This window comes from Streptomyces sp. NBC_01478, assembly GCF_036227225.1.
GTDB lineage: Bacteria > Actinomycetota > Actinomycetes > Streptomycetales > Streptomycetaceae > Streptomyces.
In genome coordinates this window covers 7,296,267-7,317,118 of record NZ_CP109444.1, presented here as the reverse complement: position 1 = coordinate 7,317,118, position 20,852 = coordinate 7,296,267, and the positions used below count along the sequence as shown (strand labels likewise).

Genomic DNA, 20,852 nt, shown 5'->3' with positions numbered 1-20,852 from the left:
GGGGGGACCATATGAGCAGCAGCTTCAACACCAGCCAGAACAGCAGTCAGCACACCCTCAGCGGTGACGATGTCTTCACTCTCACTCCGCCGGAGGCCGTGAAGCCCGTGCCGAAGGAGAAGGCCGGCGGGCTCGTTCCCGTCGACGACTCCGTCCGTACGGACATGGAGCGCAAGGCGACCGCCTATGTGGAGGGGCTCGCCGCACTCGACGCCCGCTCGCCCGAGTTCGCCGGCAAGGTCGGCGAGATCACCGCGCTCGGCGCCGGTGAGATGCGCAGCGCGACCGCGCAGTCCAACCGGATGCTGGAGCGGACCGTGCGCAGTCTGCCCTCGAAGGGCGGCGACGCCCAGTCGCAGGTGGCGGGCTCGCTCGTCGAACTCCGGCGGGTGGTCGAGGACTTGGACCCGCGTGACCTGCCGGCGTCGAAGGGGCGGAAGTTCCTGTCCCGGCTGCCCGGCGGCAACAAGCTGCGCGACCACGTCGCCAAGTACGCGTCCGCGCAAGGCACGTTGAACAAGATCGTGGGCTCACTGCGCGGCGGCCAGGACGAACTCCGGCGCGACAACGCGGCGTTGCAGACCGAGCGGGTCCGCCTCTGGGAGACCATGGGCAAGCTCCAGGAGTACGTGGTCCTCACCCAGGCCCTCGACACGGCCGTCGAGCAGCACGTCACCGGCGTCGAGTCCACCGACCCGAGCCAGGCCGACACCCTGCGCGCGGACGTCCTCTTCCCGGTCCGGCAGAAGCACCAGGACCTGCTGACCCAGCTCGCGGTGTGCGCGCAGGGCTACTTGGCGATGGACGTCGTACGGCGCAACAACGACGAGCTCATCAAGGGCGTGGACCGGGCGGCTACGACCACCGTCTCGGCGCTGCGCATCTCGGTCATGCTCGCCTCCGCCCTGGAGAACCAGCGCAAGGTCGTCGACCAGGTCAACGCCCTGCGCGGAACGACCGAGGACCTCATCCGGGGCAACGCCGAGATGCTCTCCACGCAGAGCGGCGAGATCCAGCGCATCGCGGCCGACCCGGCGGTGGGCGCGGAGACGCTGCGCACCGCCTTCCAGCAGATCTACCGCACTCTCGACGCCATCGACACCTACAAGGTCCAGGCGACCGAGGTGATGGCGGCGACCGTGGAGTCCCTGACGTCCGAACTCCAGAACGCCAGCACGTACTTGGAGCGCAGCCGGTCGCAGAGCGCGCTGGAAGGAGGTCTCGGATGAGACGCCTCCTCGCGCTCGCCCTCGGCACGGCCGCGCTGCTCACCGCCTGCACGTCGGCACACGACACGAAGGCCGAAACCGACAACGCGCCCAAGCCCGGCACCCTGCGTGTCCTCGCCTCCAGTGAACTCGGCGACATGACCCCGGTGTTCGACCGGGTCCGCAAGGACACCGGCGTCACGATCCGCCCCACCTACATGGGCACCCTCGACGCGGTGGACCTGCTGGCGAAGGGCAAGGTCGACGGTCAGTACGACGCGCTGTGGCTGTCGTCGAACGACTATCTGCGGCTGCGGCCCGACGCGGCGAAGAAGGTCGTCTCGGAGACCCCGATCATGTCGAGCCCGGTCGCGATCGGCGTGAAGACGGCCACCGTCACGGCACTGGGCTGGACGCCCGACAAGGTGACCTGGTCGCAGATCGAACAGGCCGTCCAGGACGGCAGGTTGACCTACGGCATGACGGACCCGGCCCGCTCCAACTCCGGTTTCTCGACCCTCATCTCGGTGGCCTCCGCGCTCTCCGGCGCCCAGTCGGCACTCACCGACGCGGACGTCACCAAGGCGACTCCCCGACTCGAGGAGTTCTTCAAGGGGCAGAAGCTGACCTCGGGTTCGTCGGGCTGGCTCGCGCAGGCCTATCAACGCCGGGGGAACGTCGACGCGTTGCTCAACTACGAGTCCGTCCTCAAGGGCATCCCGGGGCTGACCGTGATCCGCCCGAGCGACGGAGTGGTCACCGCCGACTACCCGTTGACGTCCCTCGCCTCGACGGACGCCACGACCCGCGAGAACGTCCGGCGGGTGACGACGGACCTGCGCACGGACGCCCTGCAGCAACTGATCACCACCCGCACGCACCGCCGCCCGGTCGTCACCTCCGTACCGCCCGCGTCGGGCCTGGACACCAGCCGACGGCGTGAACTCCCGTTCCCCGGGAGCCGGTCCGTCGCCGACGGGCTCCTCGACTCGTACGAGAACAAGCTTCGCCGGCCCTCGCGGACCGTGTACGTCCTCGACACCTCGGGGTCGATGGCGGGTGACCGGCTGTCCCGGCTGAAGAAGGCCCTCACGGATCTGACCGGTGACTTCCGGCAGCGGGAGGAGGTCACGCTGATGCCGTTCGGGTCGGCCGTGAAGAGCGTGAAGACGCATGTGGTGAGCCCGGGCGATCCGAAGGCCGGGCTCGACGCGATCCGCGCGGACACCAAGGCGCTCGGCGCCGCCGGGAACACCGCGATCTACACCTCGCTGGAGAAGGCGTACGAGCATCTCGGCAGCGGTGGCGACACGTTCACGTCGATCGTGCTGATGACGGACGGGGAGAACACGACCGGGGCCAAGGCGAAGGACTTCGACGGCTTCTACCGTCAACTGACCGGCGACCGGCGGGACATCCCCGTCTTCCCCATCCTCTTCGGCGACTCGGACAAGGCGGAGCTCCAGCACATCGCCGACCTGACCGGCGGCCGGCTCTTCGACGCCCAACAGGGCTCGCTGGACGGCGCCTTCGAGGAGATCCGTGGCTATCAGTAGGAGGTTCCTGGGCTACTTGGAGTCCCGCAAGAACCTCACCGGCAGCGCCTGCGGGCTCGTCGGCCTGGTGCTGACGTTCGTGGGCGTGGCGGGGCCGTACTGGCCGGTCGTGGTCGTGGGGCTGTACGGCGCGGGGGCGCTGGTCGCCCCGCCGGAGCGGCCGGTACTGCCCGACTTCCCGGATCCGTCGGCCCAACTGGAGGAACTGCGCGACGACTTCGAGAAGCTCGGCGGCTATCTGGCGGGCGTCGAGTTGCCGCCCGCCGCGGCCGGCCGGCTCACCGAGCTGAACCAGCTCCTCGCCGGGCTCCTCGACCCGCAGGTCACGCACGACCTCGCGCAGGACCCGGAGGGCGTGCACATCCTGTCGCGGGCGATCCGGCAGGACGTGCCGGAGGCGGTCGACACGTTCGTACGGACGCGGTGGTGGACGCGGCTGGCGCCGGGCACCGAGCCGCCGGAGCGCCATCTGGAGCGGCAGTTGACGGTGCTTCAGGAGGAGGCACGGGGGCTGGCGCGGGGGCTGCGGGAGGCGGAGGAGCGGCGGCAGGAGACGCACACCCGGTTCCTGGAGGAGCGCGGGCGGTCTCAGGACAACAGGTGACCCAGCACGATCAGTACCAGGGCGAACAGGAGCAGGACGGCCACCACCTTCAGCGGGCCGAAGCGGTTGTCCGGTACGGGTGTCGGTGCGGGAGGCGCCGGGGCCGTGGGCCTCACCGGCAGGTTGAACACGTCGTGGCCGGTCACCGCGGCCCTGGTGCACCACGGGCAGGTCGGGAGGTGGGAGCCGTAGGTGTGCAGGGGGCGGGTCGGGCAGACCTGGACCCGGGAGCGCTCCTGGTCCAGGGCGCGCAGCCAGACCTCCGGGGTGGGGCGGGCGGCGGGGGCGTGGACGCCCGCGCCGAAGGCCGTGTGGGCCAGGGTGAGGAGCTCCGGCGGGAGGACCGAGGGGTCGACGGTGCCGCGCGGGATGACGACCAGCTCGGGGCGCACGACGTAGGAGACGCTCCCGGCGATGTTGTCCTTGACCGTCGACTCGGAGGTGCTGTCGTGCGGGACGCCGCCGAAGGGGTGGTTGCCTGCGGTCAGGAGCTGGTAGATCAGCACCGCCAGGGCGAAGTTGTCGCTCTCCGGGGTGGCCGCCGCGCCCGACTGGCGTTCCGGTGAGGAGTAGTCGGTGGTGTGCATCAGGCACGGGAAGGGCTCGCCAGTGACCGGGTCGGTGAAGGCGATGGAGTCGCAGTCGAGGAACGTGACGAAGCCGTTGGCGTCCACGACGACGTTGCTCGACGAGAAGTCGCCGATGACGAGGTCGTCGTAGTGCATGCGGGCCGTCATGAAGGCGAGGTTCCAGGCGACGCCGAGCAGGAAGCGCCAGTCCGCGCGGTCGCCGAACAGGCGCAGACGCTGGACGCGGGTGAACAGGCCGACCAGTTGGACGTGTTGGGGTTCGCCGAAGCGGCGCATGGCGTAACCGAGGAAGGTGTCGTCGGGGCCGCGCGCGATGGCGGTGGGCCAGGCGAGTTCGGGCGGCTGGCTGGCGTCGGTGGGGCGGGCCGCGAGGGGTGACATGGTCAGCATGCGGGCGAGGCGGCGTTCCAGGTCAGGTCCGGGGCGGTCTCGGTAGAGCTTGACGACGATCGTGTCGTCGCCCTCGACGGGGAAGACGGCCGCCTGGCCGCCGCCCTTGAGCGGGAGTTCGGCGAGGGTGACGGGCTTGCCGTCCAGGTGGACGGTGCGGCCGGTCACGGGGTCACCGCGCGCACGGCCCGCAGCAGGGTCTTGTCGTCGGCGTTGAGGCTGGTCAGCCGGTCGGAGCGGAGCAAGGCGGCGAGGCTCTCGTGCGCGCTGTCGGTCACCGGTCCCGGGGTGTCGAGGGAGCGGAACACGGCTTCCACGAAAGAGGTGTTGGGCTGCGGCGGGCCGCCGCCGGTGTGGGACAGGGCGGCCTGGGCGAGGCCGTCGGTGGACAGCAGCACGCCGTCGACGCGCGGGTCCGCCACACAGTCGGTGCGCAGTCGGCGGGGTGCGTCGGGCGAGGTGAGGAAGACGGTCTCGTTGCTGTACTCGCTGACGGCGGGCGGCTGCGGGAGCAGATGGAACTGCCGTTCCCCGTCCTCCGTTCCGGCGCGTACGACCACGAAGCCGTCGCCGACGCTGAGATGGCCCAGCCAGCCGGGGGTGAGGACGACGACGGTGAGGGTGGTCGCGTAGTCGGGGGCGGCGGCGCCGTAGGTGTCCAGGAAGAGCTTCGCCACGTCGTGGAAGGCGTCGGCGAGCAGGTCGTGGACCTCGTCGCCCGGCGGGCAGCCGGACACGGCGGCGGCCCGGCGCCGGAAGTGCTCCGCCGCCAACTCGACGGCGTGCAGGGCCCCTTGGTCGGAGTGCGGGCGGCTGCCCGCGCCGTCCGCGACGGCGAGGACGGTCACCGATGCCGAGGCGGTGTAGGTGCAGGCGTCCTGGCAGGGGGTGCCGGCGCGGCGGTGGCGGTAGCCCTCGACGCTCAGGCCGTGGATGCGCCAGGGCGAGGCGGCCACCGCTCAGCTCTCCCAGGCCGGGCGCTGGGTCTTGAACTGGCTGAAGATCTTCTCGAAGACCTCGTCGCCCGCGCCCTTCTGCTCGGCGTTCGCGCTGGCCGACATCATCTGGAGCAGCTCGCGGAACGGGAACCCTTGGATGCGCGCGTTGAACTTGGGCGCGAAGGCCTGGAGGACCTGTTCGCCGCGGTCGGTGATGCCGCCGACGCCGATCGCGTAGAGCCGGAAGCGGCGGGCCTGTTGCTCCTCGGCGAGGACGGGCAGCAGGCGGTGCCAGGAGTCGGTCATATGGCCGGTAGCGTCGGTGGGGAGGCCGTCGGTGACCAGACAGATCTGCGGGCGGTAGTACTGGAGTCCGGAGGCGCGCAGCTCCGCCTTGCGGGCCGCGACGACATGCATGGCCAGCTCCAGCGCCTCGGTCATCAGGGTGACCCCGGACGCGGTGAACCGGGGTGCCTGGAAGGCGTGCGCGGGCACGAAGGGGCTCAACGGGGCGCGTGGGTCGAGGAGTTGGGGTCCGCGCCAGGCGCCGACGCCCCGGCCGCCGAAGGTGATCACGGCAACCTCGACGCTGTAGCTGAGGGAGACGTCGTCGTGGAGTTCCCGGGTCCACTCGGCGAGGGCGTCGTTGAGGGACTGGATCGGCGCGCCCGCCATGGAACTCGACGTGTCCAGGCACAGGACCAGCGGCAGCCGTTGCGCGTTGTTCTCGAACTCGATGTCGGCGTACTCCGCCGGCAGCGTGGGCGGGTATTCGCTGTGCATGGTGTCTCCTGGTCGAGCGAGCGGTACGGGGGGGCGGTACGGGGGTCACGAGCCGCCGCGGGCGTGATGCCGGGCGGCGGGCGGGAAGGCGTACAGGACGTCGGAGTCGGGCTCGTGGGCGTCGGTGACCTCGACGTACGCGCCGGGTACGGGCGGCGTCCGGTCCGGCTCGGCCCACACCGCGCGGTACAGGACGTGGTCGAGTTCGACATAGCCCTGCGGGTGAAGTGCCGTGCGCACGACGGCTGTTCGGGACGGGCCGGGGCGGGGGCCGACCTGGCGGCCGTAGGAGGAGGGGGCCGGTGCGGGTGGGACGGGCCGCAGTCGGGCGGTGGTCTCGGCGGAGGTCTCCTCGGAGCGGACCTCCGTGGCGCCCGCCACGGCGGGGGTGCGCGAGCGGCGGACCGCGAGGAGGAGGGCCAGGAGCAGCAGGAGGAGTACGGCGGTCAGGGCGATGAGCAGGACTCGTGTGCGGTCCGTGGACTGGTGTCCGCCGAGTTCGGCGACGCCCACCTTCTTGTCGATCAGTTGGCCGCCGGTGAGCGAGGACTTCTTGAGCGCCTTGCACAAGTCGCCGTCGCAGGCGGGGAGTTCACTCAGCGTCCTGTCGTCCAACTGGTCGATCTTGGCGTCCCGGTCGACGAGTGCGCGGCCGGCCAGGATCAGCAGCGCGGTGCCGCCCTGGCCGGTGCGGACGCCGGCCGGTACCTGCACCCGAAGGTTCTTGAGGTCCCGGCGGGCGGCGGCCTTGCCGCCCGGCCGGCCGGCGTCGAAGCCCAGGGGCTTGTCCAGCGTGAACGTGACCACGGCGCCGTCGTCCAGCGCGTCCTGCCAACAACCCAGCCGCGTCGGAAGGTTCTTGCCGCAGTCCGCGCCAGCCGCGGCCGCCGGACTCCCCGGAATCACCGCGATCAACAAGCCGAACAGCAGAGCAGTGAACAACGTACGTCTCATGACAACCCCCGTTGGCGCCCATAGTGGAGGCAACAAGGCGGCGGCCGAAAGGGGTTGACCGAGAATGCTCAATTCACTTCTAGAGCTGGAAAACCTGATGGCAACGGGTGAACATCTGTCGCGCCCGTTCCACCCAATCACTGGCCAGAACATCGAAGTCGGCCTGGGAGATCCGGCAGGTCAGCGGGAGGTCGCAGACCCCGGCGAGACACGGTCTCGGTCCGCGCACGTCCCACACCGAGAGCATGGGATTGAGCTGTTCGGTGTTCCACGCGTTCGCCGCGGCGGCGGCGATCGCCAATTGATCCTTGCGCAGAGAATGACCGTCGGTGACAAAGGCGACGAGAAGTCTTTTCGTGGTCATGAAACGCACGGTGAGCGTGCGGCCCGACGCCTCTAGATCGAATTGCAGGGAGACGGAATCGACCTCGCTCTCGACGTGGTAATTCCGGCGGGCGCCCCAGGTGTGCGTCAACTGCCGCCAGGACGAGGCGATGTCGTAGTCCCGGCCGGGCGGGAGGGAGGACTCAGGCGTCGCCACGCGCCACCGCCCGCGTGATCATGTCGTCGGTGAGGCCCGCGTCCAGCAGGGCCTGCGCGTGCAGCAGCAGACAGGACGGCACCGGCAGGCTGGTGCCGCCCCCGCGCCGGGCGGCCAGTTCGCTGCGGCGGACCTCGATCGTGCGGGCCACGGCGGGCGGCGGCCAGGTCGCGGGGCGCGGCTGCGCCAGCAACTCGCCGAGCAGGACGTCCAGTCGGGGCCGGTCCGCGGGCCGCTTGGCCAGGCACCGGGTGAGCAGCGGCCGTATCGCCGGTGGTACGCCGTCGAGTTCGGGCGCCCGGTGCACGACGCGCAGGCTCACCGCCTCCCCCGCGCCGAACGGCGGGCGGCCGGTGAGCGCGTACACCAGGACACCGCCGAGGGAGAACACATCGCTGGGCGGGCCGATCTGACCGGCCGTCATCTGCTCCGGGGACATGAACGGCGGGGTGCCCACCACGATCCCGGCCTGGGTGAGGCTGGGGGCGCCCTCGACGCGGGAGATGCCGAAGTCGATGACGCGGGGGCCGTCGGAGGCGAGCAGCACGTTGGCCGGTTTGAGGTCGCGGTGGATCAGGTTGGCCGCGTGGATCGCCTGGAGCGCCTCGACGAGGAACGCGCCGAGGCTGCGGACCTGTCCCTCGGGCAGCGGTCCGTCCGACCGGACGGCCTCGGCGAGGGACGGTCCCGGCACGTACATCGTTGCCAGCCAGGGGAGTTCGGCCTCGGTGTCGGCGTCGACGACGGCCGCGGTGTAGGCGCCGCTGACCAGCCGGGCGGCGGCGACCTCGCGGGCGAAGCGCTCGCGGAACTCGGGCTCCGCGGCCAGTTCGGGCCGTACGACCTTCACCGCCACCTCGCGCCCGGCGGGCGAGCGGCCGAGATACACCCATCCCATGCCGCCGGAGCCGAGCCGCCCGGCGATCCGGTAGGGCCCCACGCTCAGCGGATCGCTGACCGGAGTGCGCACCCCGCTCACCTCACTTCGGGGTTCGTTGCAGGTTGTCCCGAGTGTCCCTCGAAATGCCGGTCTGGGCAGGGGGTATGCGTGAAATGGGAGGCATGACTACGCCGTGGCGTCCCGGTGGTGCACGGGCAACGGACAGGGCCCCGCACGCCGTTGTGCGGGGCCCTGCACGTTGTGCCGCACCGCGGCCGGCCTGTGACGACATTGCTGGTCAGGGCACAATCGGCGACCGGCCGCGGAGTCTTACGGGGCTCAGCCCAGGCGCTGCACCAGCGCGCGGTACTCGTCCCACAGTTCCTTCGGCGTGTGGTCGCCGAAGGTGTTGAGGTGGTCGGGGACCAGGGCGGCCTCCTCGCGCCACACGTCCTTGTCGACGGTGAGCAGGAAGTCCAGGTCGGCCTCGGAGAGGTCCAGGCCCTTGGTGTCGAGGGCACCCTTGGCCGGCAGCACGCCGATCGGGGTCTCGACGCCCTCGGCGCGGCCGTCGAGGCGGTCCACGATCCACTTCAGGACCCGGCTGTTCTCGCCGAAGCCCGGCCACACGAACTTGCCCGCGTCGTTCTTGCGGAACCAGTTCACGTAGTAGATCTTCGGGAGCGTCGCCTGGTCGCGGCCCTTGGCCACATCGACCCAATGGCCCATGTAGTCACCCATGTTGTAGCCGCAGAACGGCAGCATGGCGAAGGGGTCGCGGCGCAGCTCGCCGACCTTGCCCTCGGCGGCGGCGGTCTTCTCGGAGGCCACGTTGGCGCCGAGGAAGACGCCGTGGTTCCAGTCGAAGGACTCCGTCACCAGCGGTACGGCCGAGGCGCGCCGGCCGCCGAACAGGATCGCCGAGATCGGCACGCCCTTGGGGTCCTCCCACTCGGGCGCGATGATCGGGCACTGCGAAGCGGGCACGGTGAAGCGGGCGTTGGGGTGAGCGGCGGGCGAACCGGACTCCGGTGTCCAGGAGTTGCCCTTCCAGTCGGTGAGGTGGGCCGGAGTCTCCTCCGTCATGCCCTCCCACCAGATGTCGTTGTCGTCGGTCAACGCCACGTTGGTGAAGACGGAGTTGCCCCACAGCGTCTTCATCGCGTTGGCGTTGGTGTGCTCGCCGGTGCCGGGCGCTACGCCGAAGAAACCGGCCTCGGGGTTGATCGCGTAGAGCCGGCCGTCCTCCCCGAACCGCATCCAGGCGATGTCGTCACCGATCGTCTCGACGGTCCAGCCGGAGATGGTGGGCTCCAGCATCGCGAGGTTGGTCTTGCCGCAGGCGCTCGGGAAAGCGGCGGCGACGTACTTCGACTCACCCTGCGGGGGCGTCAGTTTGAGGATCAGCATGTGCTCGGCGAGCCAGCCCTCGTCCCGCGCCATCACGGAGGCGATGCGCAGGGCGTAGCACTTCTTGCCCAGTAGCGCGTTGCCGCCGTAGCCGGAGCCGTAGGACCAGATCTCGCGGCTCTCGGGGAAGTGCGAGATGTACTTGGTGGAGTTGCACGGCCACGGCACGTCCGCCTCGCCCTCGGCCAGCGGCGCTCCGAGCGTGTGCACAGCACGCACGAAGAATCCGTCGGTTCCGAGTTCGTCGAGGACGGGCTGTCCCATGCGGGTCATGGTGCGCATGGAGACGGCGACGTAGGCGGAGTCGGTGATCTCGACGCCGATCGCGGAGAGGTCCGAACCGAGGGGGCCCATGCAGAACGGGACGACGTACATCGTCCGGCCCTTCATGGAGCCGCGGAAGATGCCCTGTTCTCCCGCGAAGATCTCCCGCATTTCAGCAGGAGCCTTCCAGTGGTTCGTCGGTCCCGCGTCCTGCTCCTGCTCGGAGCAGATGAACGTCCTGTCCTCGACCCGGGCGACATCGGTCGGGTCGGAGGCGGCGTAGTACGAGTTGGGGCGCTTGATCGGGTCGAGCTTCTGGAAGGTGCCCTTTCGGACGAGCTCCTCGCTCAGTCGCTCGTACTCCGCTTCGGATCCGTCACACCAGACCACGCTGTCCGGCTGGGTCAGTTCTGCGATCTCGTTCACCCACGAGATCAGTTCCTTGTGCTCGGTTGGGATGACGGGGGGAGCCGCGATGTCGCGCGCCACGATTGCTCCTATGGTGAGGGATTTTGTCCTGGTTGCCCCGTGGGGGCCGCGACCCGGATGCTTCAGATGGTCGATCTTGGCGCTCATCCGGTGCCGACCGCACTCATTTGATCATCCGACCCGTGCGCCCATATGTCCAGAGGGCCTCACAGACGAGCGACGTGAGGATCGCCACTCATCCGCCCCTCACCGACATGTTTTCCGTGCGTCACCACTGCTTCACCCCGGGTACCCGGTCATCGGCTACGCATGAGAGAGTGGCCACTTCCGGACCCTCATCTCGCCGCACTGACACGTAACTTACGGTTCCGTAGGTACGATTGGGCGCATGACTGCGTCCGTCCCCGACGCGCCCACGGACACGCCGACACACGGCCACGGTCCCTCCGCGCTCTCGATTCCCGACCATGTGAAACCGAAGCTGCGCGGCTGGCTGCACCTCGGCATGTTTCCGGCCGTGTTGATCGCGGGCCTGGTGCTCACCGCCCTCGCCGACACACCCCGGGCCCGTATCGCCTGCGCGATCTTCGCCCTGACGGCCTGCCTGCTCTTCGGCGTCAGCGCGCTGTACCACCGGGGCGACTGGAGCCCGCGCATGGACGGCATCCTGCGCAGACTCGATCACGCCAACATCTTCCTGATCATCGCGGGCACGTACACGCCCCTGACGATGCTGCTGCTCCCGGGCGCCAAGGGTGAGTGGCTGCTCTGGGGCATCTGGGGCGCGGCACTGGCCGGCATCGCCTTCCGGGTCTTCTGGGTCGGCGCGCCGCGCTGGCTCTACACCCCCTGCTACATCGCGATGGGCTGGGCGGCCGTCTTCTTCCTGCCCGACTTCATGCGCGCGGGCGGCATCGCCGTCCTGGTCCTGGTGGTCGTCGGCGGGCTGCTCTACAGCGCGGGCGGCGTGATCTACGGCATCAAGCGCCCGAACCCGTCACCGCGCTGGTTCGGTTTCCACGAGGTCTTCCACTCCCTCACGGTGGCGGCCTTCCTCGTGCACTACGTCGGGATCTCCCTGGTGGCGTACCAGCACGGGTAGCACCCGGGACACCCCCTGTTCATGGCCACGGCTTTCGAGCCGTGGCCATTTTTCATGCGCTGACAGTCGATCCCTGTTGACATGCACCACCTTTTGACAGCTACTCTCATTTCATGGCTACTGTCACTGACTCCAACGACGTGCGACGCGACCCGCGCCGCTGGTGGGCCCTCGGGGCCCTGGTCGCGAGCATGCTCACGCTCGGCTTCGACACGACGATCCTGAACGTCGCCCTGCCCACGATGGCCGGCGAACTCGGCGCCACCACCGGCCAGCAGCAGTGGATGGCGGACTCGTACGTCATCGTCTTCGCGGCCCTGATGCTCCCGGCGGGCCTGCTCGGCGACCGCTTCGGACGGCGCCGCATGCTGATCGCCGGGCTCGGCATCTTCCTCGCCGGTTCCGTGGCCGGCGCCCTGGCGGGCGACGTGAACTGGGTCATCGCGGCCCGCACGGTGATGGGCGTCGGCGCGGCCCTGGTCACCCCGCTCGCGCTGTCCGTGCTGCCCTCGCTCTTCGGCCCCGACGAGCGCACCAAGGCCGTCGGCATCATCTCCGCGGCCTCCTCGCTGGGGCTGCCGCTCGGCCCGATCATCGGCGGCTGGCTGCTCAACCACTTCTGGTGGGGCTCGGTCTTCCTGGTCAACATCCCGATGGCCGCGATCGGCATCGCCGCCTGCGTCTTCCTGCTCCCCGAGACCCGCGACCCCGCCTCGCCCAGGGTCGACGCCCTGTCCACCGCGTTCACGGCGACCGGCCTCGGCTCCCTCATCTACGCGATCATCGAGGCGCCCAGCCGTGGTTGGGGCGACCCGCTGATCGTGGGCATGCTCGTCGGATCGGCGATCCTGATCGGCGCGCTCGTCCTGCGCGAGCGGCGCATGGAACGCCCGATGCTCGACATGACCCTGCTCCGCCACCGCGGTTTCCTGTTCAGCTCGATCGCCGCGACCCTGGTGATGTTCGTCCTGTCCGGCCTGCTGTTCGTGCTGCCGCAGTACCTCCAGGCGGTGCTCGGCAACGACGCGCTGGGCACCGGCGTCCGGCTGCTGCCCATGATGGGCGGCCTGATCATCGCGGCCCGGGCCGCACAGCCGCTCGTCAACAAGTTCGGCTCCCGTGCCGTGGTCTGCGCGGGCCTGGTGGTCCTGGCCTTCGCCGCGCTGCTCGGCAGCCGTACGACGGTCGACTCCGGCTACGGCTTCACCGCGCTGTGGCTGTCCATCACCGGGTTCGGCTTCGGCTTCTCGATCGTCCCCGCGATGGACGGCGCGCTCGGTGCGCTGCCCCGCGACCGGGCCGGCAGCGGCGCCGGGCTCCTGATGACCATGCGCCAGGTCGGCGCGGCGATCGGCATCGCCCTGCTCGGCAGCCTGCTCGCGAGCTCCTTCCGCGACCGCCTCGACGTCACCGGCCTGCCCGCGAAGGCGGCGGACACGGCCGGGGAGTCCGTCGTAGCGGCGCACATAGTCGCTCAGAAGACAGGCTCGGCGGACCTCGTCGCCTCCGCGAACAGCGCGTACGTCCACGGCATGGGCCTGGTGCTGCTGGTGTGCGGTGTCGCGGCCCTCGTCACCGCCCTGCTGTCCGCGGCGTTCCTGCCGAACACGCCGGCCGCGCCCGCCAAGCAGGAGGAGGCGGAGGAAGACCCGGCCACAGCCGTGGTCATCGCTCTGGCGGATGCCGGACAATGAGCAGCATGACGGCAACGCCCTCCCCCTTCAGCCCCGCCGACCGCCCTCAACTGGGGCTCCGGGAGCGCAAGAAGATCAAGACCCGCGAGGCGATCCGCACCGCGACGTACGCACTGGTCAAGGAACAGGGGTACGACGCGACGACGATCGAGCAGATCGCGGAGCGCGCCGAGGTGTCGCCGTCGACCGTCTTCCGCTACTTCCCCACCAAGGAAGACATCGTCATCACGGACGAGTTCGACCCGATCATCATGGACGAACTGCGGAGCCGTCCGACCGACGAGCCGTGGATGGTCACGCTGCGGTACGTGATGCAGAAGGCCATCAGCTACGGCATGAAAGAGGACCAGGAGACCTCCCGGCTCCGCACCCATCTGATGGTCCAGGTCCCGGCGGTCCGCTCCCGCATGATGGAGAGCATGTCGGTCACCGGCACCATGCTCTGCGAGGCCATCGCCGAACGCACCGGCCGGGACCCGGAGAGCCTGGAGGTCCGCGTCTACGCCATGTCCATCGTCGGCGGCCTGATGGAGACGTCCTTGTACTGGGCGGAGCACGGCCACCGGGACGACTTCGCGGGGCTGGTGGACCGCACGATGGATGTACTGGAGCACGGGCTTTCCGAGTGAGCCGCGAGCCGGTGACTGAGGAGGAGGTCGTCGACATCGACGAGTACGGGCGCCCGCGTGAACTCGAAGAGCAGGCCGAGGACACCTGGCTGAACGGCCTGGCGGACAAGGCGGAGGCCGAGGGGCGCGACGGCTCCGTCTCTCTTGAGGTGATGACTGCCTTGCTCCGCTCCGACGGCGCCTGATTCCGAGCTCCGACGTCTACCGCAACCTGTGAACTCGGCGAGGGCACGCTCCCAACAGGGAAGCGCCCTCGCCGAGTTCGCGGGACGGCTACCGCTTCTTCTGTACGGTCTTCACGTCACCCTTCCCGCAGGCCACCCCGTCCTTGTTCGGGTCGAGCCGCAGCGGGTCGTCCTTGCCGTTGACCTTCAAACGGCCGTAGTCGTTCTGCTGGAGCCATGAACAGCGGGCCGCGGCCGTCGACTTGACCTCGGCCGGGAAGACCGTGGGCACGCAGACGTTGATCGTGCCGTAGTGGCGGTCGCAGCCGGAGATGGTCACGGAGACCTTCTGCGAGGTCCGCTTCTTGCCTGGCTCGGTGACCTTGCCGGTCAGGGAGTCGGCGAAGGAGTGGACGTGGGCCGAGGCCGTGTCGGTCGTCAGGGCCGAAGGGCCTTGCAGGTGGACCCACTTGGCGACCGACGGAACACCGTTGGCGTCCACCGCGAAGAGCATGTACCAGCCGGGCGGCGCCAGGTTGGGGTTGCTCGTCACGTTCAGGTCGACCGTGTTGCCGTTCACCGAGAGCGGCAGGTCCACGAACCGCTGGTTCGGGTCCGAGGAGTGCGTGACCGCCGCCGGGCGGATCAACTCCGCCTTGGCGATGGGCCGGTCGACGGTGATCGTCTGGGTGTCGCCGTACTCCCACTCGTTGTCGATCACCGAAGTGATCGTCGGCCGCGTGCCCTTGAGGAGATACGGCGGGGTGTAGATCGACACGTTGTGGTTCCAGGTGCCGTTGCCCGGGTTGTCACCGGTCGACATCACCCGCCCGTCCGGCAGCAGGAACGACGAGGAGTGGTAGCCGCGCGCCTGCGGATCGGCGGCCACCGGATCGAACGTCGTGGTCGCCGGGTCGAAGATCGACGCCTCGTACACGGGGTTCGCCCGGTTGTGCAGCGCACCGCCCGTCTCCAGCACCGTGCCGTCCGGCAGCAGTACGGCGGACACGTACATCTTGCCCTGCGCGCCGGTCTCGGCCACCGCACCGTTCCCCAGGTCGACGGTCCCCTGCGGGATCTGGGGACCGACCGTGTACGTCGGGTTCGCGGCCTTGAGGTCGATGATGTCGGTCAGCCGGTTCGCGTCCGGGTTGGAGTCGATGTTGCCGCCGCCGATGGTGAGGACCTTCTGGTCCTGCGCCGGAGGCAGCAACACGCTTGCCGACTGGTCGCGTTGGTCCTTGTTCTGGAGCCCCGGGACCGACGTGATGGTGTTCGCGCCGTAGTCGTAGATCGCCGAGCCCGTGCCAGGGATGTTGTTCCCGAAGACATGGCTGCCCGTGTAGAAGAGCCGGCCGTCCTGCATCAGGACCATCGACGGGTACAGCCCCCAGTACGACCACGTCTGGTTGACCTGCGACAACGGCAGCCACTTCTGCTGGGCGTCCGACCAGTACTCGGCCGTCACCGAACCCGTCGAGTCCTCGCGCAGCCCGCCGAACGAGATGACGTCACCGTTGCCGAGTTCGGTCGCCGACGGATACCAGTGGCCGTCGACGAGGTCGTTCGTCTTGCTGTACGTCTCGGTCACCGGGTCGAAGATGTACGAGTCCTTGTACCCCTCGTACCCGTGCGAACCGTCCGCCGCCGGGAACGCCTTGTTGCCGCTCATCACCAGCACCCGGCCGTCCTGCAACTGGATGTGCCCCGAGCAGAACATGTCCTTCGGCGTGGGGATCACCTTGTACGTCCCGGCCACCGGGTCGTACACCGCGCTCGTGAACGTCCCCGCGTCGAACTGCTCCTGGCTGTTGCCGGAGCCCGCGATCAGCAGCACCTTGCCGTTGTTGAGGACGACGGAGTGCATCGAGCGGACGGGGTTCTGCGTCGGGAGCACGTCCCACCGCCCGTTCGCGCACTGCTCGGCGGTGGCCGTACAGGTCGCCGGCGGGAGCGTGTCCGGGACCTGGTCCATCGTGTAGTCGTCGGTGGTCGCGGACCCGGTGCCGTAGACCGACACACCCCAGGTGATCCGGTCGGTACCGGCCGGGACTGCGGGCGTTCGGACCGTGGCCTGGGTCCAACTCCCCTGCATCTCCAGGGTCTTGAGGTCGGACCAGTACTGCCAGCCGGCCGTCGTGTCATGCCGGAACAGCGTGATGTTCGCGTCCGGCGTGGTCGTCTTGTACCAGAGCCCGAGGTCGTACTGCTTGCCCGCCGTCACCACCGGCGCGCAGGTCGTGGACTCGGTGATCAGTGCCTTGCGGTCACCGTCCACCCGCCGGGTCACGGAGACCTTCATGGCCTTCGCACCGGAGTGCGCGTCCGAAGTCGTACTGAAGTCAAAGTCGTTGTCGCCCCAGCCGGACTTCTCCCAGCAGTACGGCATCCCGTCGCTGCCGGCCGTCTCGAAGCCCGGATTGAGCACGAGGTTCGCGGCCTCGGCGGACTGCGGCGAGGTGAGCAGCAGTCCGGCGGTCAGTGCGCCCACCCCGACGATGGCGGTTCTTCTGCGGTACTTGTTCACACGGCTCTCCTCGGTGCTGTACGGCTCTCACGTCCCCGGCGCGGGAGATAGACCAACGCCTCGGTTCCGACGAAGCGCAGGACGAACGTCATGACCAGCGCGACCGCGGTCGCCGACACGGCGCCCATGCCGAACTTGTGGATGAACAGGGCGATCAGCGGGATCCGCAGCACCAGATCGGCGTTGGCGAGCAGCGCGAACCGGCCCGCGCGGTCCCACCAGTTGCGGTGTCGGCGCCGGTCGCGGAACAGCAGATGCTCGATGAGATAGAAGTTCCAGGCCACGCCGAGCTGGTTGGCGAGGATCTCGGCCGGGACGTAGTGCAGGCCCGTCTTGGTCAGCGCCCACAGGCCGACCAGGTTCGGCAGGAAGCCGGTGGCGCCGATCAGGCCGAACACCACCATGCGCGCGACCGGCGAGGCCGTACGCAGTCCGAGGAGGTGGCGCAGGAAGCGAAAACCCTCCTGCGCGGTCGACTTGGACTCCCCCGCGAAGCGGTCCTGGAAGACGAACGGCACCTCGGTGACCTGGCGCGGACGGCTGCGTACGGCCAGTTCGAGCAAGATTTTGTAGCCGAGCGGCTTCAGCGCCTCCGCCGTCACCGCGCTGCGCCGGATCGCGAAGAAGCCGCTCATCGGGTCGCTGATGCCGCGCAGTTTGCGCGGGAAGAGCGTCTTGGTGAGCCAGGTCGCCCCGCGGGACACGGCGACGCGGTATCCGCCGGCCAGCCCCTCGCGGCTGCCGCCCTTGATGTACCGGGAGGCGACGACCAGCCCGGCGTGCGCGCGCTCGCCGGTGCCGACCAACTCCGGTACCAGGGACGGCGGATGCTGAAGATCGCCGTCCATGACGACGATCCAGTCGGACGTAGCCGCCTTGATCCCTTCGACGACCGCACCGCCGAGGCCGCCGACCGGCTCCTCCCGGTGCAGCACGGTCACCGGGAACGGGCAGTCCTGCGCCGCCTCGGAGATCACCTCGGGGGTGTCGTCGGTGGAGTCGTCCACGAAGACGACCTCGCAGGGCAGCCGGGTCGGCACGGATTCGGTGATCCGGTGCAGCAACTCCCGTACATTTGCCGACTCGTTGAAGGTCGGTACGACGATGGTGACGGCACCGGGCTCGGCGATCTCGGCTCCGCGTACCGCCGGATCACCCAACTCGCCCGGGACGATGGACTCTTGGCTCATCACTGGGCTCCCACGGTCTCGGACTGGATCTGCCGGATCTCGATGCGGTCGTCGCCGGTGCCGAAGGTGGCGACCGGTGTGGAGTGCTCGATCGCCGCCTTGACGTTGGGCAGGTCGACCGCGTCGCGCCGTACCGTCGGGGAGGCCACCACGTAGTCGATGTCCTTCCAGCCGTGCGGCAGCGTCTTGGTGACGGCCGGGTCGAGGTCGGCCTTGTAGAACCAGATGACCCCGAGCCCGGGCCGGTACCCGGCGTGCACCAGGTCCAGCCAGAGCGCGTCGTCGACGAGGACGCGGGTGTCCTTCGGGTCGGCGACCTCGGTGGACAGCCACTTCGAGGCGGCCCGGTAGGGGGCGTTGGCGTCGGTGGTCACGGCGGTGTGGTCGCCGTCGTACCACTTCGGTACGACATAGGCGCCGGCCGCGATCGCGAGGACCACGGCAAGCAGGTACCGGCCCCCGGTGACGTATCGTTTCTCCCCTTCTCCGCGCCATCTGCGCAGCACCGCGTGGGCGACGGAGGCGGTGCCCCCGGCGAGGACGAGGGCGAGGAAGGGCAGCGCGCCGATGATGTACATCGCGGGCAGGTAGCCGCCCGGGCGCAGGGCGACCAGGGCGAGGATCGCCACGGTCAGTGCCGGTCCGGCGAGCGAGCGGGCGGTGACCGACCAGCGCCAGGTGACCAGCAGGAGCAGCGCCCCGGCGAGGCCGCCCAGCGGCAGGACACGGTCGTAGTAGAGCCAGGAGTGGAGGACGCCGTAGGAACCCGTGCCCTGGTCGAGGATGAAGCCCGAACCCGGTCTGGTCATCTGGTACTTGAGGCCGTCCCACAGGGAGACATGTCCGCTGCCCGGCAGCAACTCGCCCTTGAGCAGGGCGAAGAGGGGGTACGCGAACCCGATCAGGGCGCAGGCGGTGATGGCGCCGGTGAGCGCGAACTTGCGGGTGTCGCGGTGTCCGTGGCGCCACATGGTGAGCAGCAGCGCCGGGAGGATGACGAGCATCGTCTCCTTGGTGAGGACCGAGGCCGCACCGGCGAGACCGGCTCCAAAATGGTGCCAGAGATGGCGACTTGGCGACGCTGCCAGGCAGAACGCGAGCAGCATCCACATCACGGCGATGTTGTCGAGGAAGATCTCCCGCTGGAGGATCACGGACAGCGGGGACAGCCCGAAGAGCACCATGGCGAGTCCGGCCGCCCAGCGCGGCAGCGAGAGCCGGCGGGCGAGGACGTAGACGAGGATCGCGCTGATCGCGCTGATGACCAGCATCGCGAGGCGCATGGTGCCGACGGTCATCGAGCCGGGGCTGAAGTGCGCGGGGATCCAGGTGAGCAGGGCGATCTGGATCCAGCCGAGCGGCGGGTGGTCGTACCAGTAGGTGTAGTGGGCCAGGCCGGTGCCCTGCTGGACGGCCCAGGCCTGGGCGAGGTAGGTGCCCTCGTCGTCGCTGAGCGTCGGGTAGTCGGCGATGTTCCAGCCCTGCACGACGAGGATCGCGACGAGGAGCAGGCCGCAGAGAAGGAGGTCGGAGCGCGAGGAACGGAGTCTGCTCGGCGGTGTCGTTCGACCGGCCGAACCGGTTTCAGGCGCAGGCTGCCGCTGCGCGGGGACCGTGGTGGTCACCGCGGGAAGGGTGGAGGTCACGCAGGAACGTCCTCTCGGATCACTGCGGTTTCGGTGAGGTGCGCGCCGACGTGGGAGGTCAACTCCCAGTCGTTCCGGCCACGTTGCTCACGCCACACTGCGCGGATCGCGGCTCCGGCGAGCAGCACCTGGTAGAAGGGGCCGCCCACGATGAGCTTCAGATAGTGGACGGCGCGGACGCGCAGTCCGTACTGCTTGCCGAAGTCGTGCAGTCCGACGACCTCGAAGACGAAGGTGACGGCGGCGGTGACCAGCGGCAGGAAGGTGAGGAAGGCGACGCCGACCGGCACGTCCAGGAAGAGCGCGACCGCCGTGTTGAGCGGGATGATCACCCCGGAGAAGGCCTGCAGGAACGGTGTCATCAGCGTGTAGCGGGCGAGCAACCGCTGCCCGAATCCCGGGAGTTGCTTCCAGTCCTTCTTCCGGTAGACCTGAAGGAAGCCCTGGTTCCAGCGGGTTCGCTGCTTCAGCAGCGACATCAGCGAGCCGGGGGTCTCCTCCCGGGTCACCATGTCGGAGTCGTAGGCGACGACGACCTTCTTGCCGACACTGGACAGCCGGACGCCCAGGTCGCAGTCCTCGGCGAGGCAGTCGGAGTCCCAGCCGTCGGCTTCCCGCAGGGTGTCGGTCCGCACGAAGACGGTGTTGCCGCCCAGCGGGATGAACCCCTTCTGCGCGTGCAGATGCAGCCGGGAACGGAACCAGAAGAAGTACTCCAGGCAGTTGCGCAGGCTGTACCAACTGGAGTGGAAGTTGATGAGCTGGACCCCGCCCTGCACGACGTCCGCGCCCGTGGTGCGGAACGCGTGGTCGACGTGGGCGAGCAGCTCCGGATGGACCTGGTCCTCCGCGTCGAAGACCCCGACGACATCGCCGCGGCAGTGCGGCAGCGCCGTGTTCATGGCCTTCGGTTTGTTCTTCTTCTCATGGGTGTCGACGACGACCCGGACCCGCGGATCGCGCTCGGCGGCACTGTTGGCCACCGCCGCGGTCTCGGGGTCGTCGTGCCCCACGATCACGATGATCTCGAAGTCGGTGTGTGTGGATTCCAGCAGTCGCTGGATGGTGTGGTCCAGCACGGCTTGCTCGTGCCGGGCCGGCAGCAGCAGCGAGAACGAGACGTGCTCGTCCCCGTCCGGGCTGCTGAATCGAGTGGAGGCGAGCACTTCGGGCGTACGCCACGCGTGCATCTGCCACCACAGAGTGAAGGCGGCCATCCAGAACAGGGCCAGCGAAACGACAGCGATGAAGACAGACGTCACCACAACAGATCCCCCCAGGATCCCCAATTCCCCCCGGCGCGACGGTGAGTTACCTCCGCCGCGTCACGGGGCCGAGACTATGAGCGATCTG

Annotated in this window: 18 protein-coding genes; 7 read left to right on the top strand and 11 right to left on the bottom strand. The window is 69.3% G+C overall.

What is annotated here, in order from left to right:
• Positions 1-11 precede the first annotated feature (11 nt).
• The 3 genes from OG223_RS33260 to OG223_RS33250 are packed head-to-tail and all read left to right on the top strand — an operon-like array spanning position 12 to position 3,368.
• On the top strand, positions 12-1,229 hold the full coding sequence (locus OG223_RS33260; protein WP_329256464.1) for a toxic anion resistance protein: 1,218 nt from the start codon (positions 12-14) through the stop codon (positions 1,227-1,229).
• Complete coding sequence (locus OG223_RS33255; RefSeq protein WP_329256463.1) at positions 1,226-2,764, top strand: vWA domain-containing protein; 1,539 nt, start codon at positions 1,226-1,228, stop codon at positions 2,762-2,764. Before OG223_RS33260 ends, OG223_RS33255 begins: the two co-directional genes overlap by 4 nt.
• Entirely contained in the window at positions 2,751-3,368 is a 618-nt protein-coding gene (locus OG223_RS33250; RefSeq protein ID WP_329256461.1) for a hypothetical protein, read from the top strand. The genes OG223_RS33255 and OG223_RS33250 overlap by 14 nt, the downstream gene beginning before the upstream one ends.
• Here the strand turns inward: OG223_RS33250 and OG223_RS33245 are convergent.
• From OG223_RS33245 to OG223_RS33215, 7 genes are all read right to left on the bottom strand, one after another.
• On the bottom strand, positions 3,353-4,516 hold the full coding sequence (locus OG223_RS33245) for a hypothetical protein (protein ID WP_329256459.1): 1,164 nt from the start codon (positions 4,514-4,516) through the stop codon (positions 3,353-3,355). The genes OG223_RS33250 and OG223_RS33245 overlap by 16 nt on opposite strands.
• The gene (locus OG223_RS33240; protein WP_329256457.1) at positions 4,513-5,304 is read right to left on the bottom strand and encodes a PP2C family serine/threonine-protein phosphatase; all 792 of its coding nucleotides are present in this window, start codon (positions 5,302-5,304) and stop codon (positions 4,513-4,515) included. Before OG223_RS33240 ends, OG223_RS33245 begins: the two co-directional genes overlap by 4 nt.
• A gap of 3 nt (positions 5,305-5,307) precedes the next feature.
• Positions 5,308-6,069 (bottom strand): vWA domain-containing protein, encoded by a 762-nt coding sequence (locus OG223_RS33235; protein ID WP_329256455.1) that lies wholly within the window; start codon positions 6,067-6,069, stop codon positions 5,308-5,310.
• A gap of 45 nt (positions 6,070-6,114) precedes the next feature.
• Positions 6,115-7,023 carry a hypothetical protein gene (locus OG223_RS33230; RefSeq protein ID WP_329256453.1) on the bottom strand — a complete coding sequence of 303 codons (909 nt, stop codon included), beginning with the start codon at positions 7,021-7,023 and terminating at the stop codon, positions 6,115-6,117.
• A 79-nt stretch (positions 7,024-7,102) separates the two neighbouring features.
• Positions 7,103-7,564, bottom strand: a complete 462-nt coding sequence (locus OG223_RS33225) for a hypothetical protein (RefSeq protein ID WP_329256451.1) — start codon at positions 7,562-7,564, stop codon at positions 7,103-7,105.
• Positions 7,551-8,534 carry a serine/threonine-protein kinase gene (locus tag OG223_RS33220; RefSeq protein ID WP_329256449.1) on the bottom strand — a complete coding sequence of 328 codons (984 nt, stop codon included), beginning with the start codon at positions 8,532-8,534 and terminating at the stop codon, positions 7,551-7,553. The genes OG223_RS33225 and OG223_RS33220 overlap by 14 nt, the downstream gene beginning before the upstream one ends.
• A 249-nt stretch (positions 8,535-8,783) precedes the next feature.
• Positions 8,784-10,607 (bottom strand): phosphoenolpyruvate carboxykinase (GTP), encoded by a 1,824-nt coding sequence (locus OG223_RS33215; protein ID WP_329256447.1) that lies wholly within the window; start codon positions 10,605-10,607, stop codon positions 8,784-8,786.
• A gap of 328 nt (positions 10,608-10,935) precedes the next feature.
• Here OG223_RS33215 and trhA point away from each other — a divergent pair, with 328 nt between their 5' ends.
• The 4 genes from trhA to OG223_RS33195 all read left to right on the top strand — a co-directional run bounded on the left by trhA (position 10,936) and on the right by OG223_RS33195 (position 14,157).
• Positions 10,936-11,649, top strand: coding sequence for a PAQR family membrane homeostasis protein TrhA (trhA, locus tag OG223_RS33210; RefSeq protein WP_329256445.1), 714 nt, complete (start codon positions 10,936-10,938; stop codon positions 11,647-11,649).
• Between the two features lie 113 nt (positions 11,650-11,762).
• Positions 11,763-13,343, top strand: coding sequence for a DHA2 family efflux MFS transporter permease subunit (locus OG223_RS33205; protein ID WP_329256443.1), 1,581 nt, complete (start codon positions 11,763-11,765; stop codon positions 13,341-13,343).
• Positions 13,340-13,972, top strand: a complete 633-nt coding sequence (locus OG223_RS33200) for a TetR/AcrR family transcriptional regulator (protein WP_329256441.1) — start codon at positions 13,340-13,342, stop codon at positions 13,970-13,972. Before OG223_RS33205 ends, OG223_RS33200 begins: the two co-directional genes overlap by 4 nt.
• A gap of 11 nt (positions 13,973-13,983) precedes the next feature.
• Positions 13,984-14,157, top strand: a complete 174-nt coding sequence (locus tag OG223_RS33195; RefSeq protein WP_329256439.1) for a hypothetical protein — start codon at positions 13,984-13,986, stop codon at positions 14,155-14,157.
• 88 nt (positions 14,158-14,245) lie between these two features.
• Here the strand turns inward: OG223_RS33195 and OG223_RS33190 are convergent, their stop codons facing one another.
• From OG223_RS33190 to OG223_RS33175, 4 genes are read right to left on the bottom strand one after another with little or no spacing between them, the layout of a single operon-like run.
• Positions 14,246-16,663 carry a galactose oxidase early set domain-containing protein gene (locus OG223_RS33190; protein ID WP_329256437.1) on the bottom strand — a complete coding sequence of 806 codons (2,418 nt, stop codon included), beginning with the start codon at positions 16,661-16,663 and terminating at the stop codon, positions 14,246-14,248.
• On the bottom strand, positions 16,660-17,853 hold the full coding sequence (locus OG223_RS33185; protein WP_329256435.1) for a glycosyltransferase family 2 protein: 1,194 nt from the start codon (positions 17,851-17,853) through the stop codon (positions 16,660-16,662). Before OG223_RS33185 ends, OG223_RS33190 begins: the two co-directional genes overlap by 4 nt.
• Positions 17,853-19,499, bottom strand: coding sequence for a phospholipid carrier-dependent glycosyltransferase (locus tag OG223_RS33180; protein WP_329256434.1), 1,647 nt, complete (start codon positions 19,497-19,499; stop codon positions 17,853-17,855). Before OG223_RS33180 ends, OG223_RS33185 begins: the two co-directional genes overlap by 1 nt.
• Positions 19,496-20,764, bottom strand: a complete 1,269-nt coding sequence (locus OG223_RS33175; protein ID WP_329256432.1) for a glycosyltransferase — start codon at positions 20,762-20,764, stop codon at positions 19,496-19,498. Before OG223_RS33175 ends, OG223_RS33180 begins: the two co-directional genes overlap by 4 nt.
• Positions 20,765-20,852 lie beyond the last annotated feature (88 nt).

Coding starts and splice junctions, on each gene's coding strand:
- OG223_RS33260 (WP_329256464.1), top strand. CDS start 12: ATGAGCAGCAGCTTCAACACCAGCCAGAACAGCAGTCAGCACACCCTC.
- OG223_RS33255 (WP_329256463.1), top strand. CDS start 1,226: ATGAGACGCCTCCTCGCGCTCGCCCTCGGCACGGCCGCGCTGCTCACC.
- OG223_RS33235 (WP_329256455.1), bottom strand. CDS start 6,069: ATGCACAGCGAATACCCGCCCACGCTGCCGGCGGAGTACGCCGACATC.
- OG223_RS33230 (WP_329256453.1), bottom strand. CDS start 7,023: ATGAGACGTACGTTGTTCACTGCTCTGCTGTTCGGCTTGTTGATCGCG.
- trhA (WP_329256445.1), top strand. CDS start 10,936: ATGACTGCGTCCGTCCCCGACGCGCCCACGGACACGCCGACACACGGC.
- OG223_RS33205 (WP_329256443.1), top strand. CDS start 11,763: ATGGCTACTGTCACTGACTCCAACGACGTGCGACGCGACCCGCGCCGC.
- OG223_RS33200 (WP_329256441.1), top strand. CDS start 13,340: ATGAGCAGCATGACGGCAACGCCCTCCCCCTTCAGCCCCGCCGACCGC.
- OG223_RS33185 (WP_329256435.1), bottom strand. CDS start 17,853: ATGAGCCAAGAGTCCATCGTCCCGGGCGAGTTGGGTGATCCGGCGGTA.